The organism is Paenibacillus sp. RRE4 (genome assembly GCF_031844205.1).
In the GTDB taxonomy this organism is placed as follows: Bacteria; Bacillota; Bacilli; order Paenibacillales; family Paenibacillaceae; genus Paenibacillus; species Paenibacillus xylanexedens_B.
In genome coordinates this window covers 3,315,361-3,335,740 of record NZ_JAUZUT010000001.1, presented here as the reverse complement: position 1 = coordinate 3,335,740, position 20,380 = coordinate 3,315,361, and the positions used below count along the sequence as shown (strand labels likewise).

At 47.3% G+C, this 20,380-nt stretch carries 18 protein-coding genes and 2 tRNA genes; 18 read left to right on the top strand and 2 right to left on the bottom strand.

Annotated elements, in window-relative coordinates; translation table 11 throughout:
* Nucleotides 1–193 precede the first annotated feature (193 nt).
* The 17 genes from carA to Q9R46_RS14980 all read left to right on the top strand — a co-directional run bounded on the left by carA (nt 194) and on the right by Q9R46_RS14980 (nt 17,852).
* Nucleotides 194–1,336, top strand: coding sequence for a glutamine-hydrolyzing carbamoyl-phosphate synthase small subunit (gene carA / locus Q9R46_RS15060; RefSeq protein WP_311280596.1), 1,143 nt, complete (start codon nt 194–196; stop codon nt 1,334–1,336).
* Nucleotide 1,337: 1 nt separating this feature from the next.
* Nucleotides 1,338–4,553, top strand: a complete 3,216-nt coding sequence (carB, locus tag Q9R46_RS15055) for a carbamoyl-phosphate synthase large subunit (protein WP_311280595.1) — start codon at nt 1,338–1,340, stop codon at nt 4,551–4,553.
* Nucleotides 4,554–4,660: 107 nt separating this feature from the next.
* Nucleotides 4,661–5,401, top strand: coding sequence for an orotidine-5'-phosphate decarboxylase (gene pyrF / locus Q9R46_RS15050; protein WP_311280594.1), 741 nt, complete (start codon nt 4,661–4,663; stop codon nt 5,399–5,401).
* Nucleotides 5,398–6,039 carry an orotate phosphoribosyltransferase gene (gene pyrE, locus Q9R46_RS15045; RefSeq protein WP_145332003.1) on the top strand — a complete coding sequence of 214 codons (642 nt, stop codon included), beginning with the start codon at nt 5,398–5,400 and terminating at the stop codon, nt 6,037–6,039. Before pyrF ends, pyrE begins: the two co-directional genes overlap by 4 nt.
* Nucleotides 6,040–6,337: 298 nt before the next feature.
* Complete coding sequence (locus Q9R46_RS15040) at nt 6,338–7,285, top strand: ABC transporter ATP-binding protein (protein ID WP_311280593.1); 948 nt, start codon at nt 6,338–6,340, stop codon at nt 7,283–7,285.
* Complete coding sequence (locus Q9R46_RS15035; protein WP_145332001.1) at nt 7,248–8,363, top strand: efflux RND transporter periplasmic adaptor subunit; 1,116 nt, start codon at nt 7,248–7,250, stop codon at nt 8,361–8,363. The genes Q9R46_RS15040 and Q9R46_RS15035 overlap by 38 nt, the downstream gene beginning before the upstream one ends.
* Entirely contained in the window at nt 8,363–11,278 is a 2,916-nt protein-coding gene (locus Q9R46_RS15030) for an ABC transporter permease (RefSeq protein ID WP_311280592.1), read from the top strand. Before Q9R46_RS15035 ends, Q9R46_RS15030 begins: the two co-directional genes overlap by 1 nt.
* A gap of 2 nt (nt 11,279–11,280) precedes the next feature.
* Entirely contained in the window at nt 11,281–12,144 is an 864-nt protein-coding gene (locus Q9R46_RS15025) for an ABC transporter ATP-binding protein (RefSeq protein WP_090923725.1), read from the top strand.
* A 21-nt stretch (nt 12,145–12,165) separates the two neighbouring features.
* The gene (locus Q9R46_RS15020) at nt 12,166–13,614 is read left to right on the top strand and encodes an ABC transporter substrate-binding protein (protein ID WP_311280591.1); all 1,449 of its coding nucleotides are present in this window, start codon (nt 12,166–12,168) and stop codon (nt 13,612–13,614) included.
* A 190-nt stretch (nt 13,615–13,804) separates the two neighbouring features.
* Nucleotides 13,805–13,969 (top strand): hypothetical protein, encoded by a 165-nt coding sequence (locus Q9R46_RS15015; RefSeq protein WP_186331731.1) that lies wholly within the window; start codon nt 13,805–13,807, stop codon nt 13,967–13,969.
* A 69-nt stretch (nt 13,970–14,038) separates the two neighbouring features.
* Nucleotides 14,039–14,112, top strand: a tRNA-Met gene (locus Q9R46_RS15010).
* Between the two features lie 58 nt (nt 14,113–14,170).
* Nucleotides 14,171–14,244 (top strand) — tRNA-Ile (locus Q9R46_RS15005).
* A gap of 224 nt (nt 14,245–14,468) precedes the next feature.
* Nucleotides 14,469–14,891, top strand: a complete 423-nt coding sequence (locus Q9R46_RS15000; RefSeq protein ID WP_221788985.1) for a hypothetical protein — start codon at nt 14,469–14,471, stop codon at nt 14,889–14,891.
* Nucleotides 14,892–15,157: 266 nt separating this feature from the next.
* A complete protein-coding gene (locus tag Q9R46_RS14995) occupies nt 15,158–16,729 on the top strand; it encodes an SAM-dependent methyltransferase (RefSeq protein ID WP_311281036.1) in 1,572 nt (523 codons plus the stop codon).
* 97 nt (nt 16,730–16,826) lie between these two features.
* Nucleotides 16,827–17,006, top strand: a complete 180-nt coding sequence (locus Q9R46_RS14990; protein ID WP_311280590.1) for a hypothetical protein — start codon at nt 16,827–16,829, stop codon at nt 17,004–17,006.
* Nucleotides 17,007–17,244: 238 nt separating this feature from the next.
* Nucleotides 17,245–17,367 (top strand): sporulation protein YjcZ, encoded by a 123-nt coding sequence (locus Q9R46_RS14985; RefSeq protein ID WP_090923721.1) that lies wholly within the window; start codon nt 17,245–17,247, stop codon nt 17,365–17,367.
* A gap of 155 nt (nt 17,368–17,522) precedes the next feature.
* Complete coding sequence (locus tag Q9R46_RS14980) at nt 17,523–17,852, top strand: DUF1904 family protein (protein WP_145413864.1); 330 nt, start codon at nt 17,523–17,525, stop codon at nt 17,850–17,852.
* Nucleotides 17,853–17,973: 121 nt separating this feature from the next.
* Here Q9R46_RS14980 and Q9R46_RS14975 read toward each other — a convergent pair whose 3' ends face one another.
* Nucleotides 17,974–18,588, bottom strand: a complete 615-nt coding sequence (locus tag Q9R46_RS14975; RefSeq protein WP_311280589.1) for a hypothetical protein — start codon at nt 18,586–18,588, stop codon at nt 17,974–17,976.
* A gap of 156 nt (nt 18,589–18,744) precedes the next feature.
* Nucleotides 18,745–18,933 carry a DUF6199 family natural product biosynthesis protein gene (locus Q9R46_RS14970; RefSeq protein WP_311280588.1) on the bottom strand — a complete coding sequence of 63 codons (189 nt, stop codon included), beginning with the start codon at nt 18,931–18,933 and terminating at the stop codon, nt 18,745–18,747.
* 278 nt (nt 18,934–19,211) lie between these two features.
* On the opposite strand from Q9R46_RS14970, the gene Q9R46_RS14965 reads away from it, so the two are divergent.
* Entirely contained in the window at nt 19,212–20,360 is a 1,149-nt protein-coding gene (locus Q9R46_RS14965) for a sensor histidine kinase (RefSeq protein WP_311280587.1), read from the top strand.
* The last annotated feature ends 20 nt before the right edge of the window (nt 20,361–20,380 follow it).

Sequence of the window (20,380 nt, the reverse complement as noted above, 5' to 3'; positions counted from 1 at the left end):
TGGACAGAAAAGACCCGGAGAAGCGAAGCGCTCGCCTTTATCCCCGGATTACCCCATTTGAAAAATGGAACCAAAGTAATCCGGGGATAACAGCGATCGAAGGGTTTTCTGTCCACGGAGTCCCACGCTAACGTAACTCCACGTTCAACCCAAGAGCATTTAACTTTGATAAACACAGAGGGAGTGAAATGGGATGCAGGGACAGGCAAGATTATTGTTGGAAGACGGCACGCTGTTCACCGGAAAAGCATTTGGCGCGGAAGGTGAAACGACAGGAGAGGTCGTTTTTAATACGGGAATTACAGGCTATCAAGAGGTACTATCAGATCCTTCATACTGTGGCCAGATCGTAACGATGACGTATCCATTGATCGGTAACTACGGGATTACCCGGGATGACTTTGAGTCGATTCGTCCGTACGTACACGGTTTCGTAGTACGACGCCATGAGCCAACGCCGAGCAACTGGCGTGCAGAGTACAGCGTGGATAATCTGCTGAAAGAATACGGGATCGTAGGGATCAGCGAGATTGATACACGGATGTTGACTCGCCGGATTCGTCACCACGGTACAATGAAGGGAATTCTCACAACAGGATCGAAACCTGTCGAAGAACTGCTGGAGATGATGTCGGACACTACGATTGAGCAATTGCGTAATCAGGTGCCTATGACGTCTACAGAGCATGTGTACAACAGCCCGGGAACAGCAGAACGTATCGTTCTGGTCGACTACGGTGCGAAAACAGGGATTTTGCGTGAACTGAGCAAACGTAACTGTGACGTTGTTGTCGTACCGCACGACGTAACGGCTGACGAAATTCGAAGACTGAACCCGGATGGTATTCAGTTGTCCAACGGCCCTGGGGACCCGAAAGACGTTCCTCATGCCGTGAACATGATCAGCGAGTTGCTCGGTGAATATCCGATCTTCGGCATCTGCCTTGGTCACCAGTTGTTCGCCCTGGCAGCAGGCGCAGACACGGAAAAACTCAAGTTTGGACACCGCGGAGGCAATCACCCGGTTAAAGAACTGGAGAGCGGACGCTGCTTCATCACATCCCAAAACCACGGTTACACGGTAAACGAAGAGTCTGTGAAAAGCACTGATCTTGAAGTTACCCATATCAACAATAACGACAAGACCATCGAAGGTCTGAAACATAAAAAATATCCTGCCTTCTCCGTGCAGTATCACCCGGAAGCAGCGCCAGGACCTTATGATAACAGCTATTTGTTTGACCGTTTCATCGAGATGATTCGTGAGTACAAGATCACTAACCCGCAAAAGCCGCGTCAAGCCGTATTGGCAGCCGCAGTGAAAGGAGCGCAATAACATGCCAATTAACAAAGATCTCAAAAAAATCCTGGTGATTGGTTCCGGTCCAATCGTCATCGGTCAAGCGGCCGAGTTCGACTATGCCGGTACGCAAGCTTGCCAGGCTCTGAAAGAAGAAGGCGTGGAAGTTGTACTCATTAACAGCAACCCTGCAACAATCATGACGGATACCAATATGGCTGACAAAGTGTACATTGAGCCAATTACGCTTGATTTTGTAACCCAAATCATTCGTCAGGAACGTCCGGACGGTTTGTTGCCAACACTGGGCGGCCAAACAGGTCTGAACATGGCCGTAGAACTCGCACGAGCGGGAGTGCTTGAGCGTGAAAACGTGAAATTGCTCGGAACACAACTGACTTCCATCGAAAAAGCGGAAGACCGTGATCTGTTCCGTGATCTGATGCGTGAACTGGAACAGCCCGTACCAGAGAGTGTTATCGTTACAACGCTGGAAGAGTCCCTGCAATTCGCTGGTGAAATCGGTTATCCAATCATCGTTCGTCCGGCCTACACCCTTGGCGGAACAGGCGGCGGAATTTGTGCAAACGAAGAAGAGTTACGCGAAACCGTAGCAGCAGGACTTCGTTACAGTCCGATTGGTCAATGTCTGGTAGAGAAAAGCATCGCCGGCATGAAAGAAGTCGAGTACGAGGTTATGCGTGACAAGAACGATAACTGCATCGTAGTCTGCAACATGGAAAACTTTGACCCGGTAGGCGTTCATACAGGTGACAGTATCGTTGTGGCGCCAAGCCAAACGTTGTCTGACCGTGAATACCAAATGCTTCGTTCCGCTTCCCTGAAAATCATCCGTGCCCTGAACATCGAGGGAGGATGTAACGTACAGTTCGCACTTGATCCACATAGCTTCCAATATTATGTTATCGAGGTTAACCCGCGTGTAAGCCGTTCATCCGCACTAGCTTCCAAAGCTACAGGTTACCCGATTGCGAAAATGGCTGCCAAAATCGCGATGGGTTACACGCTGGATGAGATTGTTAACCCGGTTACAGGCCAAACCTACGCTTGTTTTGAGCCGACACTTGACTATATCGTAAGCAAAATTCCACGCTGGCCGTTCGACAAGTTTACATCCGCGAACCGCAAACTGGGTACACAGATGAAAGCAACAGGCGAAGTTATGGCGATTGGACGTACGTTCGAAGAGTCCATTCACAAAGCGGTTCGTTCCCTGGAGATTGGTGTACACCGTCTGTACCTGAAAGGTGCAGAAACACTGGATGAAACGACGCTGAACGAACGTCTGATGAAAGCGGACGATGAGCGTATGTTCCTGATCGCGGAAGCTTTCCGCAGAGGTTATACGTTGCAACAACTGCAGGATCTGACCAAGATCGACTGGTGGTTCCTGGATAAAATCGAAGGGCTCATTAAGTTCGAAGACCGCGTTCGCGCAGAATCCGAATTGACTTCCGAAACTCTCTATCAAGCGAAACGTTTTGGCTTTACGGACCGTGCTATCGCTGAGTTGCGTGCCGAAGGTCAGCCTGGAGGTACATTGACGACCGAAGCAGAAGTCAGAGCACGTCGTGAACAGGAGAACCTTCGTCCGGTTTACAAAATGGTAGATACCTGTGCGGCCGAATTCGAAGCAACAACGCCTTACTACTACTCGACGTATGAGACAGAAAATGAAGTATTGCCTTCGGACAAGAAAAAAGTGGTGGTGCTTGGTTCGGGTCCAATCCGCATCGGTCAAGGGATCGAGTTCGACTACTCGACAGTACATGCGGTATGGGCTTTGCAGAAAGCCGGATACGAGGCGGTTATTATCAATAACAACCCGGAGACGGTTTCCACAGACTTTAATACATCTGACCGCTTGTACTTCGAACCACTGTTCTTCGAGGATGTCATGAACGTTATCGAGCAAGAGCAACCGGTAGGGGTTATCGTGCAGTTTGGTGGTCAAACAGCGATCAACCTGGCAGCACCGCTACGCAATGCAGGAGTAACGATCCTCGGTACGGATCTGGAAAGCATCGATGAAGCAGAGGATCGCAAAAAGTTCGAGCGTCTGCTCTCCCGTCTGGAGATTGCACAGCCAAAAGGTAAAACAGTAACTTCTGTAGATGATGCTGTGGAAACAGCACAATCACTCGGATACCCTGTGCTTGTTCGTCCTTCGTATGTCCTGGGCGGTCGTGCGATGGAGATCGTATACTCCGATGCGGAACTGTTGACTTACATGGAGCAAGCGGTAAAAATCAATCCGGAGCATCCGGTTCTAATCGACCGTTACATGCTGGGTAAAGAGGTAGAAGTAGACGCCATCTGTGACGGTGAAACGGTATTGGTTCCGGGTATCATGGAGCATATCGAACGCGCAGGGGTACACTCCGGTGACTCCATCGCGGTATATCCGCCGCAGCATCTGTCTGCAGATCTGAAAGAGAAAATTGTAGAGATTACAATCAAAATTGCAAAAGAATTGAAAACAGTTGGTCTGGTAAACATCCAGTTTGTTATTCACGAGGGCCAGGTTTATGTTATCGAGGTTAACCCGCGTTCTTCCCGGACGGTTCCTTTCCTGAGTAAAGTAACCAACATTCCAATGGCGAACCTGGCAACACAAGCGATCTTGGGTGTGAAGCTGAAAGATCTGGGTTATGTCGATGGTCTGTGGCCTGAAACGGATCACGTGTCAGTAAAAGTGCCTGTGTTCTCCTTCGCGAAGCTGCGTCGTGTTGAGCCAACTCTGGGACCTGAGATGAAATCGACGGGTGAAGTTATGGGACGTGACCCGAACTATGCGAAAGCCCTGTTCAAAGGTCTGATCGGAGCAGGAATGAAAATTCCGGCTACGGGTGCAATCGTTGTTACTGTCGCAGACAAAGATAAAGACGAAGCAGTACCTCTGCTCGAAGGTTTCTACAGACTGGGTTATAAAATCATGGCAACTGGCGGAACGGCAGCTGCGCTTCAAGCGGCTAACATTCCGGTAACCGTTGTGAACAAATTGAGCGAAGGCTCACCTAACATTCTCGATATGATCCGTAGCGGTGAAGCGAACTTTGTGTTCAATACCCTGACTAAAGGTAAAACGCCACAACGTGACGGATTCCGTATCCGCCGTGAAGCGGTTGAGAACGGTGTGGTATGTATGACTTCGCTGGATACCATTCGTGCGCTATTGATCATGCTACAAACGATCAACTTCTCCTCGGAGGCTATGCCAGCCTTTGTATAATGAATAGTCACTTGATGAAGGACATCAGTCAGCCCGCGGGCTGGCGGGATGTCCTTTATATCGGGCAAAAACGGAAAAAAATGAGCATGCGGAAGGGGCGCTGGGATATGAATCACCCGAATTTCAATGAAATGGCTGGACGTCTGATGGTTGCACTCGATTACCCGGGAGCAAATGAGGCACAGAAACTGGTACAAGCTCTTGAGGGTATTCCCTGTTATCTCAAGGTCGGCATGCAGTTGTTCTATGCAGCGGGTCCGGGCTTTATTCGGGAGCTTAAAGCGAGAGGGTACTCCGTGTTTCTTGACGTGAAAATGCATGATATTCCGAACACCGTGCGTGGCGGAGCCGAAAGCATCACACGTCTTGGAGTGGACATGTTTAATGTACATGCGGCGGGTGGGGCCAGCATGATGCGTGCAGCACGTGAAGGTGCGGAAGCTGCCCTTGCTGCAGATCCTTCGCTGAGAAGACCTGAGATTATCGCTGTGACACAATTGACCAGCACCAGTCTGGAAACGATGAATAACGAGATCGGTATCCCTGGGAGTGTAGAGCAAGCGGTAGTTCGTTATGCCGGGCTGGCTCAGGAGGCCGGGCTGGATGGTGTGGTGGCTTCTCCGCTCGAAGTGCCAGCAATCCGGGCAGCGTGTGGCAGTGGATTTCGCACGGTAACCCCCGGCATTCGTCCAGCAGGCAGTGGTCTCGGTGACCAGACACGTGTCCTGACACCAGGTGAGGCCATTGGCAGAGGCAGTCATTACATCGTTGTGGGCAGACCCATTACCGGTGCACCAAACCCGCGTGAAGCGGCAGAGACCATTTTGAAGGAGATGTTGAACGTATGATCGAACTTAGCCAAATTCCAAACCATATTGCTTCTCAGTTGTTAAAAATCAAAGCGGTGGCACTGCGTCCGCAGCAACCATTCACCTGGACATCCGGCATCAAATCACCAATCTATTGTGATAATCGTTTGACGATGTCTTATCCTGAGATTCGTAACGATATTGCCGAAGCATTTGCCGCAATCATTCGTGATCAATATCCAGATGCTGAGGTGATTGCAGGTACAGCAACCGCGGGTATTCCACACGCTGCATGGGTAGCTCAGAAGCTGAATCTGCCGATGGCCTATATTCGAGATAAAGCGAAAGGTCATGGCAAGGAAAATCTGATTGAAGGTTTAATCAGCGAAGGGCAGAAAGTAGTCGTGATCGAGGATTTGATTTCGACCGGAGGAAGTTCGATTAAAGCGGCAGAAGCTGTACGCGTAGCAGGAGCGACACCACTCGCAGTTCTTGCCATTTTCAGCTATCAGCTGGATAAAGGCGTGAAAGCATTCGAGGAAGCTGGCATACCGCTACAAACGCTGTCCAATTATACAGCGCTGATGGATGTTGCGTTGGCTCAAGGAACCATTCAAGAGAGTGATTTTGCGCTGCTTCGATCATGGCGCGAAAATCCTTCTTCATTTATGGCGTGAAGATCCTTCTTCATTTGGTAAATAATATCATCCCATCTACAATAGACTGCTATGCAGCAAACGGTATCAAAATTGTAATGATTCCCGTAATGACAGCAAAACTATCGAATAATCAAGAGGCATCCCGTAACTTGGGGTGCTTTTTCGTTATGTTCATCAAAATATTAACTTTTTCACGCTGACGTTGTAAAAAGCTTGTAACTTTTAGTGGAGAGCAGTCGTTTATAATTCAGTGTAGCATGGAACAGATTTCTAGTTTTAGGGCGCATGAAGGAAATGCGCGGTATAACAAGAGAGGATGAGCGTGATTGCTGGCATGAAAAAGTTATTTTCAAGGAAAAGAACTGCCAAGAGCCAATCGGGTGATGAACGCGAGCAGGAACAACCTAAGCTGGGGGAAAGGGCTACATCGGAAGAACCTTCGTACATAACGGAGCACAGGTCTCTAAGCGCGGAAACGCTCACGTCAGATGAGGTGTCTGCTATGGAGGAGTCTGCAACGGCTATAGCCATAGAGGACAAACCGGAGAAGACCAAAGCGAAGCCAAGAAAGGAATTGTTGCCTCCGTATGATGGACCCGTGCTGGAGGTACGCAACGTTCATCGCAGCTTTCAGACAGGCAGTCGTATCATTCATGTGCTCAAAGGCATTGATATGGAAGTAAAGCCGCAGCAGCTTGTTATGCTGAAAGGACGGTCTGGCTCAGGTAAAACAACATTGCTGAACATGCTTGGCGGACTTGACCAGCCTTCCAGTGGAGAGATTCTATTCTCCGGACAGCCTCTTCAGGATTGGGGAGATCAACGGCGAACCGCTTTGCGGCGCAGAGAGATTGGGTTTATTTTTCAAGCGTATGCACTTATGCCGTTATTATCTGCTTGGGAAAATGTAGAGCTTTCGCTCCGTATGGCGGATGTACCGCGGTCGGAATGGAAGGACAGAGTAGGTCACTGTCTGGACTTGGTCGGACTGAGCAAACGGGTGAAGCACCGGCCTTTTGAAATGTCCGGGGGGGAGCAGCAACGGGTGGCCATCGCTAAAGCGATTGCACACAGGCCTCGGTTGCTGCTTGCGGATGAACCAACGGCGGAGCTGGATTCCAAAATGGGTGCACAGGTTATGGCTGTGTTCCGCAATATCATTGAAGTAGAACAAGTAACGATATGTATGACTACACACGATCCTACAATTTTGGAGGTTGCGGACCATGTTTATGAAATGGCGGACGGCAGATTTCTCACGTAAAGGTGCCGTTCCGAAGAGGGGGAAACGCACGGCGCTTATTGTACTTGGTGCAATACTCGCTGCAACGATGTCAGGCTGTTCATTGCTGCCATCTGAATCGGAGGAAGAGGTGCTTCCACCAATAACGCCGCCTACGATCTCCAAAAAACCGGAATATGAAGTCCGTACGGAGACGCTGGAGAAAAAGGTGAGCGGTAGTGGCAAAATGATGAGTCAGCGTGAAGAAAAAGTATATTTTACGCTGGATGGCATGCACATTCAGGAGTTGAATGTAAAAACGGGGGATAAAGTGAAGAAAGGACAGGTTCTTGCTGTCCTCGACGTAACCAGTGTGGAGAAGGAGATTCGCGGCAAGCGGCTTCAGATTCGCAAATCGGAAGTACAGATGAAGGAAACGCTACGTAAGAAGGATGAGATGGATCCCGTGGAGTTTGAAGAAGCAACCATTGCTTTTGAAGAACTTCGTCAGGAGCTTGCTGATCTGGAAGAAAAGCTGGGACAATCCACGCTGACGGCTCCATTCGGAGGTACCGTGATTGCGGTTCAAGTAGAGAAGGGCGCATCGGTCAAAGCGTATGATCCGGTTGCGACCATTGCGGATACGTCCAACCTGGTTGTGGCGGCTACATTTGCCAAGGAGGATCTGGAGAAATTTACTTCTGGCATGAAGGCTGAAGTTGACATTAACGGTGCTGGCAAAGTGGCTGGTAAGATCAAAGCAATGCCTACAGCCGATGCTTCCAGTAACAATAATGGAAATGGATCAGGCCAAGGCCAAGGAGGCACACCTCCAACGAAGGAAACGCTTGATCAATATGTTCTTGTTACCTTGGCAAAGATGCCGAAAAATGTAGAACGCGGTACGCCTTTAACGGTTTCGATCGTAACCCAGCGCACCGAGAACGCAATTGTCATTCCTGTATCTGCTCTGCGCTCCATCGGTTCAAGAACCTATGTACAGGTGATCGAGAATGATGGCAGCAAGCGTGAAGTGGACGTTGAGGTTGGACAGCAGACATCAACCGATGTCGAGATTCTGAAAGGTCTGACGGTTGGTCAGAAAGTTGTGGGACGCTAATGGGGCTGCCATTGCTTCGGCTGCTGTTCCGCAAAATGTGGAACACACGCTGGATGACTTTCAGCACATTAATCGGCTTGATTGTGGCGGTAGCGTTCACCGTCAGTATTCCAATGTATGCCGATGGTGCGTTGAAACGGGTTGTCGCGCAGACGCTGCAGGATAACAGTGAAGGTTTACCAGCAGGATCGCTGTTGATGAGTTACCAGGCACCCGGGGGTGCAAAGACTGATACCAGAGGACTGGATGAAGTGAATCGCTACATTCGCGAGGATGTTCCTCGCGACATTGGATTTCCATTTCATACGTATGTGAATTCGAGATCCATTCGCAGTACAGAGGTCAGTCCTGAAGATCCGACCAAAGTGGATGCAAGCCGTGTGCGGAGTATGACACTGGGGACGATGAGTGGACTGGATGATCAGGTGAATTACTCGGCGGGTGTCAAACCTGGGAATCAGGTCAAGGACGACATCATCGAAGCTGTGATGCTGGAAGAAGGGATGTACCGAAATGATCTTCATGTGGGAGATATTTTGGAATATCCGATCTACAGTGGTCTGAATATCACGTTGCGTGTGAAAATTACGGGTTCCTTCAAGGCCGACAATCCGAATAATCCTTATTGGGTTCAAGGCTTCGACGGCATGATGAATGGACTTTATGTGAATGAATCGGTTTTTAACGACGTATTGCTCAAAGAAAAGGGGATTCCACTACAGAATTCACGCTGGTACTATGCGTTTGATCTGAAAGATGTTCAAACGAGCCAGTTATCGGGCCTCAGCTCTGTGTTGGAACGGCTGGATATTGATCTCTATCAGCGGCTGAAAGATACCAAGGTTGATATTACCTTCGGTGATCTGCTCAAACAATTCCGTAGCCAGAGTCTGCAGCTGCAGACGATGTTGTTTACGCTGGCTGCACCGATGATTGCAATGGTCTTTTATTTTATCGCGATGAATGCCAGACAATCCTTGCAAAAGCAGGAAAGTGACATCGCTGTTCTTCGCAGCCGCGGAGCCTCGGCTCGGCAAATCTTTTCGCTCTATCTGCTTGAAGGCATTTTCCTGGGCGCGATTGCATTGGTGGTTGGGCCGCTACTCGGATGGTTCATGGCGAAGAGTATCGGCTCGGCAAGTGGATTCTTATCCTTTGTAGATCGGAAATCCATTCCGATTGGCGTCTCCAAAGAAGCGATTCTGCTTGGCGTGGCGGCGGTACTGGTTGCCATTATTGCATCACTGATTCCGGCAATTACGTATGCACGGGCAACGATTGTATCCGCTAAAAGGCGCCAGGCACGTACCGATCGTGCGCCGCTGTGGCAACGATGGTTCCTTGATGTGGGACTGCTCGGTCTGGCGGGATACGGATACTATCTGTTTTATGAACGTCAGATGCTGACGTTCCAGACGGGGATGACGACGGATCAGTTACAGGTGCAGCCGTTTCTGTTCTTTGTACCTGCGCTGGCGATCTTTGCGCTTGGACTGTTTTTCCTGCGTTTGTTCCCATGGATTTTGAAACTGATACAGTTGATCGGACGCAAGTTATTGCCAGTTCCAATGTATCTGACGTTGACACAGTTATCCCGTTCATCTTCATCCTATTATCCGCTCATGATTCTGTTAGTGCTGACGCTCGGCCTTGGAGTGTATAACTCGGCCGCAGCGCGAACCATTGATTTGAATTCAACAGAACGTACGCTTTACCGTTATGGCTCGGATGTTATTATGCAAACGGTATGGGAAGGAACCCCCGAGGTGAAACCGGGAGGTTCTGGACAGGGCGGCGGATCAGGCGGCGGGCAGCAAGGTGGAGGCAACGGAGGGGCCGGTGGTGGTGCTGGTGGAGGAAATGGCGGTGGTGGAGCTCCCGGAGGTGGCGGCGGCGGTTCATCGCAACCAACCAAAATCATATACTCCGAGCCCCCATTTGAGGTGTTCCGCCAATTAAACGGTGTGGAGCATGCTGCACGTGTACTGCAAACGAAAGGCAACATTATTGTCTCGGGTAAATCCGGCGGACAAGGGATGCTCGTCGGTATCGATAATGTAGACTTTGCCAAAGTAGCCTGGTTCCGTAACGATCTATTCCCTGCACATCCTTACAAATATCTTGATTTGCTTGGTAAATATGAAGGGGCTGTACTGATCTCTTCGAAATTTGCCGACAAGTTCAAGCTCAAAACGGGAGACATGGTCTCCATGGGGGTACAGGGTCAAGCGATAGAATTTGTTGTTTTTGGCATTATTCCATACTGGCCTTCGCAATACCCGGATCAGATGCCATTTTTCGTGGCTAATCTGGATTATATTTACGATCAGGTGCCACTAATCCCCTACGAAGTATGGTTAAAAATGAAACCGGATGCCAAGGTAGCTCCATTAATGGAGAAACTCGCTGCAGAAGGCATTGAGCTATCCTCTGTCCGCGATGTGCGAACCGAACTGGTCACCCAGGGCAAACATCCATCCAGGGGCGGGGTGTTTGGCATTCTGAGTTTGGGTTTCCTGGTATCGGTAATCATCTCGTTAATCGGATACGTGCTGTACTGGTTCTTTAACCTCTCGGGACGTGTGGTGCAGTTTGGTGTCCTGCGGGCAATGGGTCTATCCAGAGCACAGCTCAGCGGTATGTTATTGCTGGAGCAGGTATTCACGGCGGGGCTTTCAATCCTGCTGGGGATTAGCATTGGTCAGGTTTCAAGCAGGCTCTTCCTGCCATTCCTGCAAACGACGGATAACGTGTCTGCACAGGTTCCGCCATTCCGCATCGTCTTTGAACAGCAGGATATGCTTCAACTGTATGGCGTAACCGTAGTCATGCTGATCATCGGAGCATCGATGCTGCTCTGGCAGATTCGCAGGCTCAGAGTTCATCAGGCGGTCAAAATGGGAGAGGAGAGGTAAACGTGATCCAATGCGAAGGACTTGTCAAAATTTTTAAATCCAGCGATGTGGAAGTCGTTGCCCTTCAAGGTCTCAATCTGACCGTCAATCAAGGCGAAATGATGGCGATCATCGGCAACAGCGGTAGTGGTAAATCAACGCTGCTTAACATCCTTGGCGGCCTGGATCGCCCTACCGCTGGCACGGCGGTGGTTGGAGATTGGGATCTGCTTAAAATGACGGATGCTCAACTAGTGGAATACAAACGTCATACCGTCGGATTCATCTGGCAAAATAACGGTCGTAATTTGCTGCCTTATCTCACCGCACTGGAAAATGTGGAAACGCCCATGATTCTGGGTGGCAAACGTGATCGTAAATACGCCATGCAGCTACTGGAATGGGTCGGTCTGAAGGATCGTATGCATAACAAACTGCATCAGCTGTCGGGCGGGGAGCAGCAACGTGTAGCGATTGCGATCTCCTTGTCCAATCGGCCCAAGATTTTGCTGGCGGATGAACCTACAGGTTCCGTCGATTCCGAGACTTGTGATACGATCATGAACATTTTTCGCAAAATGAATAAGGAACTGGGTGTCACGATTGTCATCGTTACCCATGATTTGACGCTTGCTGGCAAGGTCGACCGAATCGTTGCGATTCGGGATGGTCTGACGAGCACTGAATTTGTGAAACGAAATCCGAATCTGGATGATGATCAGGGACTGTCTGAAGCAGGTGCTCCTGACGTTCATGAAGCTTTTGTCATTATTGATCGTGCCGGCCGCCTTCAGGTGCCGAAAGAGTATCTGGAAGCCTTGTCCATCGACAGTAGGGCTACCTTGGAATTCGACGGTGAACGAATTGTCATTACACCGCCAAGATAATTTAAGAGGGGGAAATGGGAGATGAAAAACAGGTTATGGGGAAAACGTGTGCTGGCCATCATGGCAACAGCAACGCTGGCATTGCCACTCATTGCAGGATGTACAGCTAGTGAGAATACAGATAATGAACAGCGCGTGCTGCGCGTAGCGACACTCTGGGGGGGACAGGATGACAGCTACTTCCGTCAGCAATTTACGGATGCTTTTGAGCTTACACACAAAAATGTGACGATTGAAATCGTGCCTGCGATTGAGCAGAGCATGTATGGCTTTGGAAATGCGGAAGAACAGCAGGAAGCGCCAGATACCATAGAGAGCTTGAAGAAAATTATGACGGGAGATAATCCGGTGGACGTGGTTGTAGCGGATACCTCTACGATCAAATCGTTAATTCAGGAGAACATGGTTAAACAGCTTGATCCATTGATTCAGGAAGACAAATTTGACACGAGCGATATCGTGCCAAGTGTGCTAGAAGGGATCAAGGATCTGGGGGATCAGAACATTTATGCGCTGACACCGACATTCTCTTCTTCTGCTTTGTTCTATAACAAAGGGTTGTTTGAAAAAGCGGGTGTTGAACCGCCAACGGATAACATGACATGGGACGATATATTTAATCTGGCCACTCGCCTTACGAAAGGCGAAGGTAAAGACCATGTCTTTGGAATGGCGTTCAGCACATATAACGGCGGCTCTCCGTATTACTCCATGCAGCAGTATTATAATTCGCTGCAGTTGAAAGTTTTTGACGACAAGGCAGAGAAAATGACCGTAGACTCTCCGCAGTGGGAGAAAGTGTGGAGTACTGTCAGCAAGCTGGCGATTGACAAAGTCATCCCGAAAGGTGACGAGCCGCAGGATCAGCAAACGGAAGGACGTTACAATCCGTTTCAAGGCGACTTGTTCATGAGTGGTAAAACAGCGATGGCGATCGGGGATTACAATTACATCAATCAATTAATCGAAGCGAATAAAAATGCAGATAAAATGAAAGATTTTACGAAAATAGAGTGGGATGTAGTTACCCCTCCGGTTCATCCGGAAGCTCCTGAAATCGGGGGTAACATCTACCTGAGCAGCTTGATGGCGATCAACAGTTCCGCTCAGAACCCGGATGATGCCTGGGAACTGATCAAGTATATGAATAGCGAGGATTGGGCAAAGATCAAGGCGCGCAGTAGCTATGAATTGGTATCCCGGAAAAGCTTTATTAAACCAAAAGACGGTCTGGACTACAATATTCAGGCGTTCTACACATTAAAGCCGGTACCGCCAACGAATACCAATCTTGATAAATTGTATCAGAAGATGCCTGGATTGTGGCAGGTAAGCGATAAAGGGATGGAATACTTTACTCAAGTGCTGGACAATAAAAAGACACCGAAGGAAGCGTTGGGTGAATGGGCAGCTAAAGGAAACGAGATGCTGGCGAAGTTGAAAAAAGACCCTAAAGCGACATTCCAATAAGTTATCTTTCCATGAAAGAAACACTTCAACACATTAGTCAATTCAGTCAACAACGGTAACATTCACTGACTTATTGTCTTTACCTTAAAATGGCCGCTGGAGATTTATGATCTCCCGCGGCTAATTTTACGAAATTGGGGTATTCTACAATTAACAGCAGTATATGAACCCTTTGGAAAGGACGAGCAGGATGAAATGGGTATATTTCAGCAAGCTGTATACAACGAAATTTCAAGCAGGCTGCCTGGCAAAAAGACTGGAGCAGGATGGCTGGATTTACGGACACAATGAGCCTGAAGAAGTTGAAGTGTATCGTTCACGTAAAGGTCGGTATGGTGTACGATTTATTCCCTGAGATTACCCCTTGACTTGTAATGGAGTAATAGTGTATATTAATTAAGTCGCTGTTTATTAATTTTAACGACGCGGGGTGGAGCAGCCCGGTAGCTCGTCGGGCTCATAACCCGAAGGCCGCAGGTTCAAATCCTGCCCCCGCAATATAGCTTTACTGGATGGTTTACAGCGATCATCTGCACTGTTATATATTATTTGTTCAGGGCCCTTAGCTCAGTTGGTTAGAGCGGTCGGCTCATAACCGATTGGTCACAGGTTCGAGTCCTGTAGGGCCCATATTTCAGAACCCTTGCGATGCAAGGGTTTTTTTCTGTTTTCATAGTGACGAAATTCATAGTTTATAGCGGATTAGTGTTGTGCGATACGTTGGATTGACGGAGTCCACTAGCTGCAATACTCTTCTAGTCATACAACTTTTTTTTGCCAAGGGTATGTATGTCCATGCCACATAACAATTCTCACATATACTATCGTATTCCCACACCTAGGAGGTAGATTTCATGAGTCAATTTATTGATGCAAGAACGTCGCAGAATGCGAGTTTGGCGAACTCTATTGCAATACCGATTCTTGTAATTAACACGCCACAACTATTTGGTCAAATCGGTCTTGTTGCAGAAAATATTGGTGCTAACCCGCGTGTTCAGATGAAAGGAACCGTTACGGTACAACTTCCTCTTGCACTTGTTGGGGTTACAATTACCATTGTTAGAGGTACGCTTTCAACTGACCCCGTTATATACTCTGCGACTTCAACATTTAGTTTGAGTGTGCTTGCACCGCAGGTCATCACATTCTCAGCAGATGATTTTAACCCACCAATCACCCCACAATTAACGTACACAGCATTTATTAGTTCTAACTTGCTTGGTACTGTTCGTGTTGGCCCTGAGAATTTTGACGGTGCTCTGTACTCTGACTAAATGGTTTGTTGGATGATAAAAATAAAGAAGTTAGATCAAGCTGTTTTTTTGATGTGAATTCTATGAATATTATTTTATTGACGTTGTGCCTGCTTCTCATGAAGCGGGTTTTTTTTGCTAAAGCAGGTTTGAATATCGCTCTTCATTCGGGGAAGAATGAACAGAGTATAGAAAGTAGAATCAGAAGGATATGATATAATAGTTTTTTTATAGAATCAGATGACTTGGTCCTAACAAATAGATAGAAAGCGAGTTTGATACAAGTGATGATGAAGAAAGAAGGCCGGTATGTCCGGTTTAGTGAAGCGCCAGTTTGGGATTGGCAGAGAGCTTATTATGAACAGATGGGACTGGAAGCGTGGGAGAATCACCAGGTACCACAATATATTACAAGCAATCCGTTTATTGCAACAGCCTATGCTGAAATGATATTTAGCTTTTTGCAGGATTTGGCGACCAAAGGTGAACAGCATGAGATGGTTACCATCGTTGAACTTGGTGCAGGAGCAGGCAGGCTGGCTCATCAGGTGCTCAACAAGCTGTGTGCGTTGAAGGAAATTGCGGGCATGGAGCTGCCGCCTTTTCGGTATGTGATGACAGACCTAGCTATGGAGAATGTGACGGCCTGGAAAGAGCATCCTTCGATGCAAACATACATAGAGCAGGGAGTACTGGATTTTGCTCGTTTTGATGCGGTGCGCGATACTGTACTGAATCTGGTTATGTCCGAAAAAACAATAAGGCAAGGGGATCTGCAACAACCGCTGCTTCTCATTGCCAATTACTTCTTCGATAGCATTCCGCAGGATTTGATCTACATCGGGGAGGGGCGAGTGTTTGAGTGTGATCTGCTTGTAGAACTTCCACAGCATGTAGCGGAGCAGAAACCTGACGAGATTCTGGAAAATATGACATTGAAATATAACTATCGTGCCGCACCCGAGTATATGGAAGAGACCTACCCATACGCCGAGCTGCTCTCGCTGTACCGTGCTGAGCTAGAAGATTCGCATATTCTGCTTCCCTCTACAGGACTAGGCTGTCTCGAACGATTAAGCAAGCTTTCCCGGTCGGGTTATGTGTTAATTACGGCGGATAAAGGGGATCATCGGCTGGATTATTGGAAATATGCAGAGCCGCCTGAATTTGCGTTTCATGGCAGTTTTTCGTTGTCGGCCAATTATCATGCAATCAAGGTTGTAATGGAACAGCAGGGTGCCTCAACGTTTTTTACGGCACATCATTATAAGGATCTGAACGTTGGCATGATTTTAATGCTGGAAGAGCCAAACCGTTACGTAAATACAAGGCTGGCTTATCATCGCTTTGTGGAACGATTTGGTCCAGACGATTTCTTTAGTTTAAAAGAATGGGCAGAACTTAAGGTAGAACAGATGGAGCTGAAACAGCTTCTGGCTTTTTGGCGATTGGGCGGGTATGATGCCGAGTTTCTGATGGTTGCGTTCCCTCGTTTCAAAGATCTTTTGGCGGATGCGAGCGATGAGGAGATGTTCGACCTTCAAGCAGGCATCAGACGGATGTGGTCCTCCTATTATGCCATGGAACACCGGGATCAGGTTGCACTCGTATCAGGTCAGTTATTGTTGGAGATGTTCATGTACGAAGAGGCCAAAATATTCCTGGAGGAATTACTGACTGCGGACACGGACGCGCTAATTGCTGAATCTGATGCACAACAGATAGCGGTATTGTATGACTTGGCTGTGTGTTGTTATGAGTTGGAACTGGAACAGGAAGCGCTTGTCTACGCTCGCCGTGTAATTCAAATAGATCCGGACCATGAGGAGGCTGCGGCACTTCTGGACGGTTTAGAATGAATTCCATTAAAATGAAACCCTTATCCATTTTTTTACGTATTACTAAAGGGAAGTAATTCCAAATTTAAGTAACGATTAGAGAGGGGAAGGAAGAGCAATGAAAAAAGGCCTATCCTTAGTGTTTTATCCTTTTTTATGGATTCTGGGGGCATTTAGTGTTCTTGGTGGAAATAGCACCAGTATGACCGATCTCGTATTACTTAAGAAAGATATAGAACGAGACTCTAGTTATGATGGACAAGCCATTTTTGATCAAATCGAAGGAATTAAAGGTTAGTTACATATGACGATGAATACATGAAGTTTAGTAAGCCGAGTCATACCTTAAGTGATGGGGGGGTGATCGGCTTTTGTTTTGATGTAGCTTTCAACACTAGCCCAGCAGGAAAGATCGTTATGGTTGGCAGTCAGGCTCTACGGAGGATTGGGCCATGAGACTTGGACATTCGCCCGGTCACTGGAGGAAAATACGCATATGTTATGGCATACCTTGAAATTCAAAGGAGGCCAATCAAATGAGTCATGTTGGATACGGTTGTGGCAATGTTGGTGGATTCGGCGGAGCGTGGACTTCGACTAGCGCAATCCTCGTTCTCTTCATTTTGCTCGTTATCATCACAAAATCTTTCTGGCTGTAATTAACGGTCAGGCGTGCGCGCATCAGCTCCACCAAGACTTTGGTGGGGCTTTGCTCTTGTTTTACAGCGAATAAGTCGTGAAGGAATTTGACAAGTGAAAACAATGTGCTTAAAATCACATAAGGAGACTACTAACAGAGATTGAAGGGATCGCAATGCCGTTTATACGATTTAAAGGATTTACGGGTTCTAAACTGGAGGAAGTTGTGCCTCAAATTACCGAACAAATGTCCTTAATTACTCATATTCCGCAGGAACGAATGAAAGCAGAACGCCATGATGTACAAGCTCTAACGCCATCCCCGGCGTCCATAGAGATTTTGATGTTTCAGCGTGATCAGGAGATACATGATCGAATTGCAGCGTCTATGCAGTCTATTCTAGAGAAGGCTGAACTTCCGGATGTGCATATTTTTTTCAATATATTATCCCCTAATTTGTATTACAAGAAAGGCAAACCGCTAACAGATTACCGATTGGATTAGACAGCGGGTGAGATGTGAGAAGTTCAGGATACATTTCGGAAAAAGAAAAACGAATAAGCTGCTTGAAGAGAAGCAGCCTGGTAACCTAAGACGAGCAGTTTTGACCATGCTCGTCTTTTTTTTATTTATGCAAAGGTCGTCTGGTATCCAGACTTATCGAAGTACTGGAGAGTTTATGAGTTAAGTGATGAACGGTCACGATCAGAGCGAGTGCAGCGAGTGAAAGGGCCACAGCCGCCCAAAGTACCTGCGCTCGCCCTAAATACAGGATCGCGATGATCGTCATGACGAGTCCAATACCAGCTACCGTATAATTTGAAAATGAGAGCAGGCTGCTCGCCTTAGCTATATCTTCGCCTCTCATCAGTCTTGACTGGAGTTTCTTCAGAACCAATGCTTCCCAGCAGTTGAATATAGCGAGAAGTGCAGCCCCCATAAACATAACTGCAATAAGTAATCTCAGGTAGGGAAGAGAGGACGCGATGCCGATGAGCAACAATGTTTTGGTCACAGGAATACCGATCAGGAGTCTCGAAAACATAAAGTGTTTCATCAACTTATGGAATGTGAATTTTGCTGCCGCATAAGCTATCAGGTAAACGCACAGGAGTAGCAGTGCATATCCAATCGATTCCGTTTGTCTGTAGATCAGGCAGGTCAAGGTTGTGATTGAGATCACTTGTATAAGCGTGAGCAGTGTTCTGGCAGCCCAGAATGGATAAAATGCGATGTTCATACCATTGTGTCCTTTCTGCAACGATACATCTATATATTTATTTTACGGTGCATGCTGCAGTAACACCACAAACAAAGTTATCATATTCCCGTCAGTGCAATACGAAAAACCAGCTACGCAGGAGGCAACTGGTCTTTTTACAAATTTATTGTTGTATTACGCCATAGCAAGAGTAAATGCAGCAAGCAACATAAACAGACTAGACATTCGCACCATAGTCATGTAAGATTTGCTGGGTTCCGTCTCACCTTGCACAATCCAGCCATAACGAAGATACCAGCCAAATTTGGGGAAGCATAGATTGATTATGCACAACACCATAAATATAAAAAAAAGAGTTTTCATCGTCGATCTTCCTTCCTCGTCGGGCCATTAACGGCCCCGCCTTTAAGGTGTGCGCCTGGAAAAAATGTAGACAATCGGCATACGGACGATGATGAATAAACTTTATCTGTATATTTTTGAGATTAGGCAGGTTATTGCGAATGGATAAAGATTGATATGATTAAGAACTATTACCCAAGAACTACATTGTTTGAATAACTGTGGTACAATAAAATAGATTGTTTAATATCAACACATACCATCTGGAGTTAAGGATGTGAGATGGGGGAGACACAGGCATGAGTTTATATAATCAACTTCCCATGCAATGGGAATTTATTATCTCGAAATTAAAATCCTCCGTTACGGTAGTTGACGCTACCTCGCCTGAGCTTCCGCTCATGTATGTTAACGAACATTTTACCTGGTTAACCGGCTATACGTACGAAGAGTCGATCGGACGGAATTGCCGATTTTTACAGGGGACAGATACAGATCCCGAAACCGTTTCACGCATTCGGGAAGCAATAAGTCGACAACAATCCATTAAGGTTGACATTTTAAACTATACAAAAAGCGGTCAGAAATTCTGGAATGAGCTGAATATCGATCCCATTTTTAATGAATCCGGTAAGTGTATTTATTTTGTCGGTATTCAATATGATATCTCTGAACGTAAATATGCAGAGCAGCAGCTGAAGACGGCAGCGTCTATGGCTGAGAAAACAAGCAGAGGCCAGCTGGAATTCATCGGCAAGTTGAATCATGAGCTTCGTACACCGTTAAACGGCATTATGGGCATGATCGAGCTTGCGGGAATGGGCGATGTTACCGAAGAGCAAAAAGAATACCTGGATCTGGCACGTCAATCCGGAGAGGCGCTCCTGAACATTGTAAATAATAGTCTGGATATGGCGAAGCTCGGCAGAGGCAAAATGGGAGTGGAGCATATTGAATTCCAGCCATTGAAGCTGATTCAGCAAATCGTGAAGACGCATGAGGTGGCAGCCAACAATAAACAAATTCGTTTCGTTTGCCATGCTGATTTGAATGTTCCTGATGTGCTCTGGGGCGATCCATTGAGGCTACGACAGGTGCTGGATAATTTGCTGAGCAATGCCATCAAGTTTACGGAGCAAGGAGAAGTGCAGCTTCTCGTGGATGTCAAGCAGCAATCGCATGAGATGACCATGTTGGCTTTCTCTGTACGGGACACAGGGATCGGCATTCCGGCTCATCAGATGGACCAACTGTTTGATGCCTTTACGCAATCTGATATTTCACATGCAAGAAGGTTCGGAGGCAGTGGACTTGGATTAACCATCTGCAAAGAACTATTGGAATTAATGAACGGTACTATTACTGTAGATAGTGCTGAAGGAAAAGGAACCGAGTTTCAAGTGACCGTGCCTTTTCTAAGTACACAGAGTATTTTTAACGCAGGATAAGATAGTGCAGAGAGCAGCCG

Excerpts from the sequence above, each read along its gene's own strand:
- Q9R46_RS14970 (WP_311280588.1), bottom strand. The coding sequence starts at position 18,933 with ATGAAAACTCTTTTTTTTATATTTATGGTGTTGTGCATAATCAATCTA.
- Q9R46_RS14965 (WP_311280587.1), top strand. The coding sequence starts at position 19,212 with ATGAGTTTATATAATCAACTTCCCATGCAATGGGAATTTATTATCTCG.
- Q9R46_RS15035 (WP_145332001.1), top strand. The coding sequence starts at position 7,248 with ATGTTTATGAAATGGCGGACGGCAGATTTCTCACGTAAAGGTGCCGTT.
- Q9R46_RS14985 (WP_090923721.1), top strand. The coding sequence starts at position 17,245 with ATGAGTCATGTTGGATACGGTTGTGGCAATGTTGGTGGATTCGGCGGA.
- Q9R46_RS14990 (WP_311280590.1), top strand. The coding sequence starts at position 16,827 with ATGAAAAAAGGCCTATCCTTAGTGTTTTATCCTTTTTTATGGATTCTG.
- Q9R46_RS15015 (WP_186331731.1), top strand. The coding sequence starts at position 13,805 with ATGAAATGGGTATATTTCAGCAAGCTGTATACAACGAAATTTCAAGCA.
- pyrE (WP_145332003.1), top strand. The coding sequence starts at position 5,398 with ATGATCGAACTTAGCCAAATTCCAAACCATATTGCTTCTCAGTTGTTA.
- Q9R46_RS15030 (WP_311280592.1), top strand. The coding sequence starts at position 8,363 with ATGGGGCTGCCATTGCTTCGGCTGCTGTTCCGCAAAATGTGGAACACA.
- pyrF (WP_311280594.1), top strand. The coding sequence starts at position 4,661 with ATGAATCACCCGAATTTCAATGAAATGGCTGGACGTCTGATGGTTGCA.
- Q9R46_RS14995 (WP_311281036.1), top strand. The coding sequence starts at position 15,158 with ATGATGAAGAAAGAAGGCCGGTATGTCCGGTTTAGTGAAGCGCCAGTT.
- carA (WP_311280596.1), top strand. The coding sequence starts at position 194 with ATGCAGGGACAGGCAAGATTATTGTTGGAAGACGGCACGCTGTTCACC.
- Q9R46_RS14980 (WP_145413864.1), top strand. The coding sequence starts at position 17,523 with ATGCCGTTTATACGATTTAAAGGATTTACGGGTTCTAAACTGGAGGAA.
- Q9R46_RS15000 (WP_221788985.1), top strand. The coding sequence starts at position 14,469 with ATGAGTCAATTTATTGATGCAAGAACGTCGCAGAATGCGAGTTTGGCG.
- carB (WP_311280595.1), top strand. The coding sequence starts at position 1,338 with ATGCCAATTAACAAAGATCTCAAAAAAATCCTGGTGATTGGTTCCGGT.
- Q9R46_RS15020 (WP_311280591.1), top strand. The coding sequence starts at position 12,166 with ATGAAAAACAGGTTATGGGGAAAACGTGTGCTGGCCATCATGGCAACA.
- Q9R46_RS15040 (WP_311280593.1), top strand. The coding sequence starts at position 6,338 with ATGAGCGTGATTGCTGGCATGAAAAAGTTATTTTCAAGGAAAAGAACT.
- Q9R46_RS14975 (WP_311280589.1), bottom strand. The coding sequence starts at position 18,588 with ATGAACATCGCATTTTATCCATTCTGGGCTGCCAGAACACTGCTCACG.